This window comes from Pseudomonas sp. 22189, assembly GCF_052045635.1.
Taxonomy (GTDB): Bacteria; Pseudomonadota; Gammaproteobacteria; order Pseudomonadales; family Pseudomonadaceae; genus Aquipseudomonas; species Aquipseudomonas parakoreensis.
Genome location: NZ_JBQEPG010000023.1, coordinates 13,866 through 26,334, shown reverse-complemented (window position 1 = coordinate 26,334; position 12,469 = coordinate 13,866). Strand labels below are relative to the sequence as shown.

Here is a 12,469-nt window from a genome sequence, read left to right as displayed (position 1 = left end):
GATTTTATGCGTCGCGCCCTGCTCTTCGCTTGCGCTCTGCTCGCCCTGCCCTTCGCGCAGGCGGCAGACCTTCAACCGTTCTCCGCCAGCTACACTGCCGACTGGAAACAGTTGCCCATGAGTGGCACCGCCGAACGCAGCCTGACCAAGGAAGCCAACGGCGTCTGGAAACTCAGCTTCAAGGCGTCGATGATGATCGCCAGCCTGACTGAAGAAAGCACCCTGACCCTGGACAAGGACACCCTGCTGCCGCAGTCCTACCACTTCGAACGTGGCGGTCTGGGCAAAGCGAAAAAGGCTGATCTGGACTTCGACTGGAACAGCAAGATGGTCACCGGCACCGACCGTGGCGACGCAGTGAAGATCCCGCTGAACCGTGGCATGGTCGACAAGTCGACCTATCAACTGGCGCTGCAACACGACGTCGCCTCCGGCAAGAAGACCATGAGCTACCAGGTGGTCGATGACGGTGAAGTCGATACCTATGACTTCCGTGTACTGGGTGCCGAGAAAGTCGACACCAAGGCCGGCAAGATCGATGCAATCAAGGTCGAGCGCGTGCGCGATCCGACACAAAGCAAGCGCACCACCGTGCTGTGGTTCGCCAAGGATTGGGATTACCTGCTGGTCCGCCTGCAACAGGTTGAAACCGACGGCAAGGAGTACAACATCATGCTCCAGGACGGCACGGTCAACGGCAAAACCGTTAAAGGCAGCTGATCCGCCGCTACAACAAAAAGCCCCGCAGATGCGGGGCTTTTTTATGCCTGCAGTTTTCGCGACGACACATATCCCCTGTGGGAGCGAGCCTGCTCGCGAAAGCGTCAGTTCAGNGTTTGTGGTTGATACACCGCTTTCGCGAGCAGGCTCGCTCCCACAGGGTTCAGCTCGATCTTCAGCGGTCAGATCAGACCGAAAATTTGGCCACCATATTGTTCAAATCCACCGCCAGCCGCGACAACTCCTGGCTCGCCGCACTGGTCTGATTAGCCCCGGCAGAAGTCTGCGTCGCCAGATCGCGAATATTCATCAGATTGCGGTCCACCTCCCGCGCCACTGCCGCCTGCTCCTCCGAGGCGCTGGCGATCACCAGGTTGCGCTCGTTGATCAAGGTGAACGCCGAGGCGATTTCTTCCAGCGCCTCACCCGCCGCCTTCGCCAGTTCCAGCGTTGAATTGGCGCGAAGGCTGCTCTGCTGCATCGAATTGACCGCCGAATCGGTGCCCTGCTGGATACCGCCGATCATCTGTTCGATTTCCTGGGTCGATTGCTGGGTGCGATGGGCCAGCGCCCGCACCTCATCGGCCACCACCGCGAAGCCGCGACCGGCATCGCCGGCCCGCGCCGCCTCGATCGCAGCGTTTAGCGCGAGCAGGTTGGTCTGCTCGGCAATCGAGCGGATCACATCCAGCACCTTGCTGATGCCGTGAACCTTCTGCGCCAGGTCCTCCACCTGCGTGGCATTCGACGTGACGTCATCTGCCAGGGATTCGATTGATGTCACGGTCTGCCGGACCTGCTCGCGACCACGCTGGGCGATGCGATCAGACTCGCGTGACGCCTCGGACGTCGCCACCGCATTGCTCGCCACTTCCTCAACGGCAGCCGTCATCTGATTGACCGCCGTGGCGGCCTGTTCAATCTCCAGGCTCTGCTGGTGCAGCCCACGTGTGGCGTCTTCGGTGACACAACTCAGCTCCTCCGAAGCCGAAGCCAACTGACTGGACGACTCGGAAATCTGCCGGATGGTGTCGCGCAGGTTGTGCTGCATGCTTTTCAGCGCCTGCAGCAGCCGCGCCGGTTCGTCCTTGCCGGAGATATTGATATCGCCCGTCAGATCGCCACCGGCCACCACTTCCGCCACGCCCAGCGACTGCGTCAGAGGCAAGACGATGCTGCGGGTCAGCAACAGCGCCAGACCGATGGTGATCAGCGCAGTGATGCCGATCATCACGCCGACCCAGACCCGCGAATTGATGAAGACCAGGCGCGCCGCTTCGGTGGCAAGGTTGGCGTTGTGCTTGTTCAGCTCGACCAACTCTTTGAGGGTGACCGCCATGTCGTCGGCCAAGGGGCTCATCTCACCGTTGAGAATGGCCGCCGCCTCCTCCACCCGATTCTGCGCGGACAACTGCATGACCTGCGCCTGAAACTCCAGATATTGGTGCTCGGCGACCTTGAAGCGGTCGAACAACTTGCGCTCTTCGGGCAGCACGATCAACACGTCATAGCGTTGCTGGGCTTCGCTCAGTACACCGCGCAGGTCATTGAGCTTGGCGACATTCTGCGCCAGCGCCTGCGGATCCCGATTGAGCAACAGACGCATGGTCAGCGCACGCAGGCGCAGCATGTCCTGACTCATCTCGCCGACCGCCATCACGCTCGGCAGCCAGTTGTTGTCGACCTCATCCGACTGGGCGCGCATGTTCGACATTTGCAGCAGGGCGAACGCCCCCAAGGCAAACACCATCAAGGCCAACACACCAAAACCCAGGCCGGCACGCGGCGCAATATTGAGACTACGGATGCTCATTACTCTGGTTCCTTCCAAAAGCGCTGCATCAACCCTGCAGCTGGTTGCTCTAGAAGGTATCGGCCCCGCGCAAATTTGCGTAAGACGAAAAGGTGATATCAAAAGGCCTTGATACTTCGAACCCTCGGCATTAACGATTCAGCGCGGATTTCCCGGACTTTGCTGCTGTTCGCGGCAATATCGCCAAGAAATTATCCCGGGCGACTTTACGCGCCACGTCTTCGGGCAAGGCATCAAGGAACGGCGTGAAACTGCGCATTTCCTCACCGAGCTTGTTGAATCGGCCTACAACATCCGAACCCACCATAAAGCGCTCAGGGTATTTCTCCACCAATGCCAGCCATTGCGCACGCGGCTTGCCCTGCTCATCCAGCAGATACGGCGTGAGCATGCTCCACGACAGATCGATGAATAGATTCGGGTAAGCCTCCAACATCCGGCTGACGGTGGGCAGAAGGAATTCCAACTGCGTCTGGTGCCGATGGATCTCCGCACTGGTGCCGGCGTGCGCCCAGATGAACCGGGTGTGCGGGTGATTTCGCAGCGGTTCTTCAACTTCCTTCAGGTACAGCGGATTTTTCTCACGCTTGGAAGTGATGTTGGAATGCAGCATCACCGGCAGATCGTTTTCGGCGGCCAGGTGATATATCCGCTTCATCGCTTCGTTATTGGCCCGAGGGGTATCGCCAGCGGTCAGTGCCGTCAGGTCATCATGGCGGGTGAACACTTCGCCGATGCCCTGCCACAGACCCGGATACAGATCGAGCAGGCGCTGGATGTGTGCGGCAGAGTTCTTGTCGTTAGGGTTGAAGCCTGAGAGGAATGGATGAAAGTGCAGACGCTGCTCCGGCGTCAGTTTCTGCACGGCATCGGCAACGATCACGTCGGTGGCGCTGTACCAGTAGGCGTCGGCGTCATCACCGGCGTAATAGCGTGGACGTTTGGGTTCGTCTTCATGCCATTTCTTCGCCACGGGAATGCCGGAAATCATCACATGGTCGATGGAATTGTCCTGCATGGCCGTGAGCAATTTCGCCATGCCGGCGGTCTCCTGGAAAAAATCCACATAGTGCAGGTGCGCATCGCTGTAAGTGTAATCGCGGGCGCTGGCGGTACCGGCACATGCCAGCAGGCAGGCAAGACTCAAACGAAACAGGGACACAAGTAATCTCCGACAGGTAGGCATAGCCTAGACCTTGAGCCGACAACAAGGGTTCATCTTGCAGGAAAGTGGAACGCGGCTCTGTGGGAATGCTCTATAACTGCAAGGTCTTTTTTGATCGCACGACTTTTTCCTACTGCCAGTGAGGTTGCCATGACTGTTACCGTCAATACCGTCTCCGCCGAAGGTTTTCGTCACACCGTACAGATCGATGACCACGAATTGTTTGCCGACGTGCCGAAGTCTGCCGGCGGCGAAGGCTCGGCACCCGAGCCACACGACTACTTCGACGCCGCGCTCGGTGCCTGCAAAGCCCTGACCCTGAAAATGTACGCGAAGAAGAAAGACATCCCGCTGACCGGCGTGGGTGTCGAGGTCAAACGCGACAACAGCGAAGAGCAGAAAGGCAAATATGCCCTGCATGTGACGCTTACCCTCAAGGGCGTCCTCACCGATGCCCAGCGTGAAGAACTGCTGCGCGTCGCCGATCGCTGCCCGATCCACAAACTGATGACCACCACCGACGTCAGCATCGAAACCCACGCTCCACAAGGCTTCGACAGCCAGTAATCACCCTCTTGCCAGCGGCGGGTTATGCTTCTGGCATCACCCGCTCAGCCTGGAATGCACCATGGATACGCAACCACTGATCATCCGCCCGCGCGCCGAAGACGTCGAAGGCCAGCCGATCCTGCGCCCGCTGCCGTCAGCCAAATGCCGCAGCGTCGGGCCATTTGTATTTTTCGACCACATGCTCGAGACGGTTTATCCGACGGGCAAAGGCATGAACATCCGACAGCATCCGCACATTGGTCTGTCGACCCTGACCTACCTCTTCGAAGGGCAGATCCAGCACAAGGACAGCCTTGGCTCCGATCAAGTGGTCAGCGCCGGCGATGTCAGCTGGATGACCGCCGGCAGTGCGATTGCCCATGTCGAGCGCACGCCCGCGCCGTTGTGGGCGCAAAGCTTCACGATGCACGGTTTGCAGATCTGGCTGGCTTCGCCCAAGGATCATGAGCAAGGCCCTGGGCATTACAGCCATCACCCGGCCGCAACCTTGCCGGTCAGCAATAACCTTGGCGTGCAGATTCGGATGATTGCCGGGTCAGGCTTTTGCCTGGAATCGCCGGTGCCGGTGCTTTCTCCTACGCTGTATGCCGAAGTGAAGATGCAGACCGCGACCACACTGCTGATCCCGACCGAGCACGCAGAACGCGCGGTGTATGTGCTGAGTGGCGATGCGCAATTGAATGGCGAGCCCCTCGAACCCCACGCGCTGGCGGTGTTGCCGGGCGGGGAAGCGATGAGCCTGTTTGCCGAAAGCGATGTGCACGCGGTGGTGTTTGGCGGCGCAGCACTGGACGGGCCACGGCGGATCAACTGGAATTTCGTCGCGAGCGATCCGGCGGCGATCGATGAGGCGCGGCGCAAGTGGGCGGCCGGGGATTGGCCGACGGTACCGGGGGAAGTTGAGCGGATTGAATTGCCTTAGCTCTGTGTCGCCTGTTAGTCAGCCATCGCTGGCAAGCCAGCTCCCACAGGTTTAGCGCCGGACAAATATCCAGCAAACGAATCGAACACTGTGGGAGCTGGCTTGCCAGCGATGAGGCCAGATCAGGCACCAACCGAGTCAATGCCTGACTGCACAATCAGCCGTTGAACACTTCTTCCAGCAGATCATGCATCGACTTGAACGCACGCTGGGCGGTCTTCGCGTCGTACATCATCTTGCCTGGCACATTGGCATGCGGATCGGTGAATGAGTGCACCGCACCGCCATAGCTGAGCAACTGCCAATCGACCTTCGCCGCGTTCATTTCATCTTCGAACGCCGGCAATTGCTCTTTCGGCACCAACGGGTCGGAAGCACCGTGCAACACCAGCACTGAGCCCTTGATGTTCTGCGCATCGGCCGGGTTCGGTGAGTCAAGCGTGCCGTGGAACGACACCGCCGCCTTCACCGGTGCACCGGTACGCGCCAGATCCAGCGCACAGCAACCGCCGAAGCAGAAACCGAACACTGCCAGCTTCGAGGTATCGACCGCCGCCTCGCCCTGCTTCTGCAGTTGTTCGAACGCCGCCTGCATACGCTTACGCAGCAGTGCACGATCGTTCTTCAGCGGCATCATCGCCGCGCCTGCCTCGTCAGCGTTCTGCGGACGCACTGCCTGCCCGTACACGTCAGCAATCAACACCACGTAACCCTTGGCCGCGACCGACTTGGCGATCTCCTCGGCACCGGCGCTGACGCCCATCCAGTTCGGCGCCATCAACAGGCCCGGGCGCGCGCCCTTGTGCTCGGCGTCGAACGCCAGACGACCTTCATAGGGCTGACCATCCAACTGATAGACCACGGAACGAACAGTAACTTGGCTCATTTCTGACTCCTGATTAGTTAAACACCAGAATGAAAAAACCCGCCGAAGCGGGTTTTTCTACATCGTGATTAGGCTGACAACTCAACCAGCAGCTTGTTCAGACGGGTCACATAAGCGGCCGGGTCTTTCAAGCTTTCGCCAGCCGCCAGAGCGGCCTGATCGAAGAGGATGTGCGACAGGTCGCCAAAACGCCCTTCGTTCTGCTCGCCGTCGAGTTTCTCGATCAGCGGGTGGCTCGGGTTGAATTCGAAAATCGGCTTCGACTCCGGCACTTTCTGCCCGCTGGCTTCGAGGATCTGGCGCATTTGCAGGCCCAGGTCCTGTTCGCCGATGGCCAGAATGGCTGGCGAGTCGGTCAGACGATGAGAGACGCGAACCTCAGCAACGGAATCGCCCAGCGCGGTTTTCAGGCGCTCGACCAGACCTTCTTTGGACTTGGCGACTTCTTCTGCAGCTTTCTTGTCCTCTTCCGAGTCCAGGTTGCCCAGATCGAGGTCACCGCGTGCCACGTCGACAAAGGTCTTGCCATCGAATTCGCTGAGGTAGCTCATCAGCCACTCGTCGATACGGTCGGTCAGCAGCAGCACTTCGATGCCTTTCTTGCGGAAGACTTCCAGGTGCGGACTGTTCTTGACTTGCGCGTAGGTTTCACCGGTGAGGTAGTAGATCTTGTCCTGACCTTCCTTGGCGCGCGCCAGGTAGTCAGCCAGACCGACGATCTGCTCGCCGTCACCTTCGGTGGTCGATGCGAAGCGCAGCAGACCGGCAATTTTTTCCTTGTTGGCGAAATCTTCTGCCGGGCCTTCTTTCATGACCTGACCGAAGTTTTTCCAGAAGCCCTTGTATTGCTCCGGCTCGTTCTTCGCCAGTTTTTCCAGCATGTCCAGCACGCGCTTGGTCAGCGCCGACTTCATCGAGTCGATGATCGGGTCTTTCTGCAGGATTTCCCGCGACACGTTCAGCGACAGGTCGTTGGAATCGACCACACCTTTGATGAAGCGCAGGTACAGGGGCAGGAACGACTCGGCCTGATCCATCACGAACACGCGCTGCACGTAGAGCTTCAGGCCTTTCGGCGCTTCACGCTGGTACAGGTCGAACGGCGCGCGGGCCGGCACGTACAGCAGCGAGCTGTACTCGAGTTTGCCTTCGACTTTGTTGTGGCTCCAGGCCAGCGGGTTTTCGAAGTCGTGGGCGATGTGCTTGTAGAACTCCTGGTATTCCTCGTCCTTCACTTCAGTGCGCGGACGGGTCCACAGGGCGCTGGCGCGGTTGACGGTTTCCCATTCAACCGCTGGTTTCTCTTCGCCCTCGGCAGCAGCCACTTCTTTCGGCAGCTCGATCGGCAGCGCGATGTGGTCGGAGTATTTCTTGATGATGTTGCGCAGACGCCAGCCATCGGCGAACTCGTCTTCACCGGACTTCAGGTGCAGGACGATGCGGGTACCGCGCTCTGGCTTGTCGATAGTGGCAACTTCGAACTCGCCCTCGCCTTTCGACGACCAGTGCACGCCTTCGCTGGCAGGAGTGCCGGCGCGACGGCTGTACACATCGACTTTGTCGGCAACGATGAAGGCGGAGTAGAAGCCCACACCAAACTGGCCGATCAGGTGCGAATCTTTCTTCTGATCGCCCGAGAGATTCTTCATGAAATCGGCGGTACCGGATTTGGCGATGGTCCCCAGGTGGGTGATCACATCGTCACGGTTCATGCCGATACCGTTGTCTTCGAGGGTGACGGTCTTGGCGTCCTTGTCGAAGCTCACACGGATTTTCAGTTCAGCGCCACCTTCGAGCAATTCCGGCTTGGCCAGAGCTTCGAAGCGCAGCTTGTCGACAGCGTCAGAGGCGTTCGAGATCAATTCGCGAAGGAAGATTTCCTTGTTGGAATACAGCGAATGGATCATGAGGTGCAGCAGCTGCTTTACCTCGGTCTGGAAGCCCAGGGTTTCCTTTTGAGTTTCCACACTCATGGTCATCAAACTCCAATCAGATGGCAGTGGCCGCGACCCGGAGGGTCGGCGGCGGGTTGTTCACTGAGTTGGGGGCAGCGTTCAGGATTTCAAGGGCTCATCGATTTTGAAGTGTGCACGGGCGGTGGCAATCGGCTCGCTCTCGGTACTTTGCCAGGCCGTGATGGCGACGTTGGCCACGCGCCGGCCCTGACGGCAGACCTGACATTTGGCCCAAGTGTCGCGAAACTGCCCGGCGCGCAGGTAATCCAGGGAAAAATCGATGATCTTCGGTACCCCGGGCGCTCCGGTGAAGATCAACAAATGCAACGCGGCTGCCAGCTCCATGAATCCGGCGATCACCCCGCCATGGATCGCAGGCAATAAAGGGTTACCAATGTTGTCCTTGTTCGCCGGCAGCTTGAATAGCAGGTCATCACCGACTCGCGAGCATTCGACGCCGATCAGCCCGGCGTAGGGAATCATCTGCAGCAAAGGCGCGTAATCGCCCTGGGCGTGAGCCAGCAGCAGTTGTTGCTTCCAGTCATCGCTCATCGAAGTTCTCCTTTGATCCTGCCGCCAAATCCCTGGGTGCCTTTCAGCCCCTTGCCCATGCGCATGAACGTGCCAACAACATGGGCTATGGGTTGCTGCGGATCGTCCTGATAGGCAAAACCGCGGGCGAAGATCACATCGGTGGTGACCCGATAACACTCGGCGAAACCGTAGACGTCCTTGTTCGGCTCTGCGGCGTGCATGTAGTCGATGCGCAGGTCCAGGGTCGGGCAGACTTCGAATTCCGGCAGCACGCACAATGTGGACATGCCGCATGCGGTGTCCATCAGCGAAGTAATCGCGCCGCCGTGGATGACCCCGGTTTGCGGATTGCCAACGATTTGCGCGCTGTACGGCAGCTTCACCGTCAGCCCTTCGCTGCTGGCGCTGTGCACCGTCAAACCGAGCACCTGACAATGGCGCAGGGCGGAGAGAAAGCGTGTCGCGCGCTCAAAAACGGGGTTTTCAGCCATTTGATAATTACTCTCGTTAGAGCCTTTTGCCAGTAGTAAGCAATACGGCAAAAGTTCCACTGAAAAACAAACTTATATATCTGAACCAAATGAGGAACTTAACCTTTGGCGCTGCGCTCTTAAGGCCAGTAGTTATTTTCCATAAGGAGAAACACCCCATGCGTAAGACTTTAGCTATTGCCTTGATGTTGACCGCTTCCCTCGGTCTCGCTGCCTGCGATAAAAAATCCGAGGACAAAGCTCAAGATGCCAACCAACATGCTGAGCAAGCTCAGCAAGACATGAACAAAGCTCAGGATAAAGTGAACGACGCAGCAAAAGAAAACGCCGAAGCTGCCAAAGCTCAGGCTGAATCGAATCAAGCTGCTCAAGAAGAAGCTGCCAAGAAGCAATAATTGCGACTTGATGCAGAAAAAGAAAACCCGCCAAGTGCGGGTTTTCTTTTGCCTGTGATTTTTGGTCAGTCTTGGCTTAGAGGCTTTCTTAGAGCAATACGGTTCTAAAAGTCGGACTAATCATCAGCAACAAACTGCAGAGCAGGCCGACCAGCCACACCAGACTGCGCAGGGCTGGTTTATCCGCCAGATACAACCACACGTAAAGAATCCGCGCGATCACAAAGATGATTGCCAGAGCATCAATCAACCAGCCTTGGGTTTGCGTGGTGTGCGCCATCAGCACACCCACGGCGAAGAGGATGAACGCTTCGATGCAGTTCTGATGCGCCGCCAGCGCCCGCGCGCCATAACCAGTGAGTTGCGCCTGTTGTTGGCGCGGCAGGTGGTTGTTGTAACCGCCCTGCTCTTTCATGGCTTTACCCACCGGCATACGCGCGATGTAGATCAACAATGCACTGATAAACACACACCAGAACGGAATACTCATCAAGCGGCCTCTTTATTGGTTTCGGGCAATGGCGCCTCTGTAGGGGTATAGACCATCACATCGAGCACGTCGGAATGAAACTCGCGGCGGTACAACACTAGAACCACACCAGCACTCATCAACATGAACAACCATGGGCTGACAAACCACGCCAGCATGCTCATGCCGAAGTAGTAGGAACGCAGACCGAAGTTGAACTGGTTGGCCGCCATCGAAATCACCCGTGCCGCCCGCATTGCGAACGCCTTGCGCTCCTGCTCGGACACTTGGCGCTCGCCGATCATTGGCGCTGAGCCGACCAGCACCGCCGCAAAGTTGTACTGACGCATGCACCAACTGAACGTGAAAAACGCATAGACGAACACCAGCGCCAGGCACAGCAACTTGATCTCCGACATGCCCTGCGATGCCTGCTGCACCATCGGGATATCCGCCAGCAACGACACGGCGCGTTCGGACGCACCGAGCACGGTCAGAATACCGGCAAGAATAATCAGGGTGCTGGAGGCGAAGAACGAGGCGTTACGCTCCAGATTGCCGATAACGCTGGCGTCGGCGATGCGGTTGTCACGCAGGAGCATGCGGCGCATCCAGTCTTCGCGATACAGGTGCAACACACTGGCCAGGCACGCGGTATCGCGGGCCTTCCACGACGCATAACGGGTGTAGCCGCCCCAGCAGATGACAAACCAGAGCGCGGCCAGCAGGTGGATCAGGTTGGCTTGGATGAACGACATGCAATTCCCTGTGGAGTATGGATGCTACCTGTGGGAGCGAGCCTGCTCGCGAAAGCGGCGTATCGCACAACATTGATGGCGGCTGACACAACGCTTTCGCGAGCAGGCTCGCTCCCACATTAAGACTTCGGCAACCCTTCGACGTTAGCTCGCGGAAAAAGACACTGCCAGACGCCCATAAAAAATGCCCCGTATCGATTGATACGGGGCATTTCTGTTTAAGCGCTGAAGACCCGCTTGTGGCGGGTCAGACAACGTCAGGCAACGGCTTCGCTGCGCTTGCCCAGCAGGCGATCGCAGACCACGGCGACCACCAGGGTCATCACGCATGGCACCAGCCACGCCAGACCCTGCTCACTCAGCGGCAGGTGCGCCAGCTGCGACGGCATCCAGTCAGCCAGACCGGCGCCCTTGAGCGCGTCGATGGTGCCGAACAGGAACGACACCAGCATGACCGGGCCGAGGATCCGCCCGTGTTCATGCCAGAAGTCCTTGCAGAAGCTCAGGGCCACCAGAACGATGCACGGCGGGTAGATTGCGGTCAGTACCGGGATCGAGAACGCGATCAGCTTGGTCAGGCCCAGGTTCGACACCAGCAGCGAGAACGCGGCCAGGATGATCACCAGGGTCTTGTAGGACAGTGGCAGTACGCGACTGAAGTATTCGGCGCAGGCGCAGGTCAGACCGACCGCTGTGACCAGACAGGCCAGGGAGATCAGCACCGCGAGGAAACCGCTGCCCAGCGAACCGAAGGTGTGTTGCACGTAAGCATGCAGCACTGCCGCGCCGTTAGTGGCACCGACCGCGACTTCATGGCTTCCGGAACCGAGGCGGAACAGGCTGATGTACACCAGCGCCAGACCGACACCGGCGATCAGGCCGGCAATGATCGCGTAACGGGTGATCAGCGCAGGCGACTCGACGCCACGGGAGCGGATCGCGTTGACGATGACGATGCCGAAGACCAGCGCGCCGAGGGTATCCATGGTCAGGTAACCATTGATGAAGCCCTGGGAGAACGGTGCCGCGACGTATTCAGGCGTGGCCTGGCCAATATCACCGGCCGGCAAGGCGAACGCGGCGATACCGAGTACCGCCAGGGCGATGATTTTCAGCGGCGCGAGGAAACGCCCCACGGTATCGAGCAGACGGCCCGGATACAGCGAGATGAAGAACACCAGCAGGAAGTACACCGAGCTGTAGAGGAACAGCGCCAGAGGGCTTTCGCCGGTCAGCGGCGCCAGACCCACTTCGAACGACACGGTCGCGGTCCGCGGGGTGGCGAACAGCGGGCCGACCGCCAGGTAGCACGCCGCGGCGAGGACACCACCGGCGATCTTGCCAATCGGGCTGCTCAGCGCATCCATCGCCCCCCCGACCTTGGCCAGAGCGACAACGGTGACCACCGGCAGGCCGACTGCCGTGATCAAAAAGCCCAGCGCCGCCATCCAGACGTTAGGTCCGGACTGCAGGCCGACGATAGGCGGGAAAATGATGTTGCCGGCCCCGACGAACAGGGCAAATGTCATAAAGCCCAGTGCCAGGATGTCCTGACCTTTCAAAACTTTCATTAAGGAAATACCACACTACTGAATCGGAATTTAGAGGGGGATTTCCCTTTTGGGTCAGGGAAATGCTGTCAGTCCGTATGGGGCTGACCCGTTTAGCGCGTTGCATGCCTTGTGGGCGGCAGACGCAAAAATGGCTGCTAGCCTAACGAATTTGTCTGACAAACGCACTGTTTGAGGGCGAACTATCCGATACACGACGTGTCGGTGTCGCGTTTACGCA

13 protein-coding genes are annotated in these 12,469 nt (G+C 58.8%); 4 read left to right on the top strand and 9 right to left on the bottom strand.

Annotation, left to right across the window (positions count from 1 at the left end; translation table 11 throughout):
• Positions 1–6 precede the first annotated feature (6 nt).
• Positions 7–720, top strand: a complete 714-nt coding sequence (locus tag ACTJKS_RS21720) for a DUF3108 domain-containing protein (RefSeq protein ID WP_041074363.1) — start codon at positions 7–9, stop codon at positions 718–720.
• 187 nt (positions 721–907) lie between these two features.
• Here the strand turns inward: ACTJKS_RS21720 and ACTJKS_RS21715 are convergent, their stop codons facing one another.
• Both ACTJKS_RS21715 and ACTJKS_RS21710 read right to left on the bottom strand, forming a co-directional pair.
• The gene (locus ACTJKS_RS21715; RefSeq protein WP_108182080.1) at positions 908–2,533 is read right to left on the bottom strand and encodes a methyl-accepting chemotaxis protein; all 1,626 of its coding nucleotides are present in this window, start codon (positions 2,531–2,533) and stop codon (positions 908–910) included.
• Between the two features lie 130 nt (positions 2,534–2,663).
• The gene (locus ACTJKS_RS21710; protein ID WP_411157857.1) at positions 2,664–3,719 is read right to left on the bottom strand and encodes an amidohydrolase family protein; all 1,056 of its coding nucleotides are present in this window, start codon (positions 3,717–3,719) and stop codon (positions 2,664–2,666) included.
• Positions 3,720–3,848: 129 nt separating this feature from the next.
• Between ACTJKS_RS21710 and ACTJKS_RS21705 the strand changes: the two genes are divergently transcribed.
• Together ACTJKS_RS21705 and ACTJKS_RS21700 are read left to right on the top strand one after the other, a co-directional pair.
• Positions 3,849–4,265: an OsmC family protein gene (locus ACTJKS_RS21705; RefSeq protein ID WP_027614046.1), complete on the top strand. Its 417-nt coding sequence runs from the start codon at positions 3,849–3,851 to the stop codon at positions 4,263–4,265.
• A gap of 61 nt (positions 4,266–4,326) precedes the next feature.
• Entirely contained in the window at positions 4,327–5,190 is an 864-nt protein-coding gene (locus ACTJKS_RS21700) for a pirin family protein (RefSeq protein ID WP_108182078.1), read from the top strand.
• A gap of 157 nt (positions 5,191–5,347) precedes the next feature.
• Here ACTJKS_RS21700 and ACTJKS_RS21695 read toward each other — a convergent pair whose 3' ends face one another.
• From ACTJKS_RS21695 to ACTJKS_RS21680, 4 genes are all read right to left on the bottom strand, one after another.
• Complete coding sequence (locus ACTJKS_RS21695; RefSeq protein WP_108182077.1) at positions 5,348–6,076, bottom strand: dienelactone hydrolase family protein; 729 nt, start codon at positions 6,074–6,076, stop codon at positions 5,348–5,350.
• 68 nt (positions 6,077–6,144) lie between these two features.
• The gene (htpG, locus tag ACTJKS_RS21690) at positions 6,145–8,049 is read right to left on the bottom strand and encodes a molecular chaperone HtpG (protein WP_198759072.1); all 1,905 of its coding nucleotides are present in this window, start codon (positions 8,047–8,049) and stop codon (positions 6,145–6,147) included.
• An 81-nt stretch (positions 8,050–8,130) separates the two neighbouring features.
• Complete coding sequence (locus ACTJKS_RS21685) at positions 8,131–8,583, bottom strand: PaaI family thioesterase (protein ID WP_041074374.1); 453 nt, start codon at positions 8,581–8,583, stop codon at positions 8,131–8,133.
• The gene (locus tag ACTJKS_RS21680) at positions 8,580–9,056 is read right to left on the bottom strand and encodes a PaaI family thioesterase (protein ID WP_047292851.1); all 477 of its coding nucleotides are present in this window, start codon (positions 9,054–9,056) and stop codon (positions 8,580–8,582) included. Before ACTJKS_RS21680 ends, ACTJKS_RS21685 begins: the two co-directional genes overlap by 4 nt.
• 158 nt (positions 9,057–9,214) lie before the next feature.
• On the opposite strand from ACTJKS_RS21680, the gene ACTJKS_RS21675 reads away from it, so the two are divergent.
• Positions 9,215–9,451, top strand: a complete 237-nt coding sequence (locus tag ACTJKS_RS21675) for a hypothetical protein (RefSeq protein ID WP_007962865.1) — start codon at positions 9,215–9,217, stop codon at positions 9,449–9,451.
• Positions 9,452–9,539: 88 nt separating this feature from the next.
• Here the strand turns inward: ACTJKS_RS21675 and ACTJKS_RS21670 are convergent, their stop codons facing one another.
• From ACTJKS_RS21670 to brnQ, 3 genes are all read right to left on the bottom strand, one after another.
• A complete protein-coding gene (locus ACTJKS_RS21670; RefSeq protein WP_041074377.1) occupies positions 9,540–9,941 on the bottom strand; it encodes an MAPEG family protein in 402 nt (133 codons plus the stop codon).
• Entirely contained in the window at positions 9,941–10,678 is a 738-nt protein-coding gene (locus ACTJKS_RS21665) for a DUF599 domain-containing protein (RefSeq protein WP_108182074.1), read from the bottom strand. Before ACTJKS_RS21665 ends, ACTJKS_RS21670 begins: the two co-directional genes overlap by 1 nt.
• Before the next feature lie 257 nt (positions 10,679–10,935).
• A complete protein-coding gene (brnQ, locus tag ACTJKS_RS21660; RefSeq protein ID WP_047292845.1) occupies positions 10,936–12,249 on the bottom strand; it encodes a branched-chain amino acid transport system II carrier protein in 1,314 nt (437 codons plus the stop codon).
• Positions 12,250–12,469 lie beyond the last annotated feature (220 nt).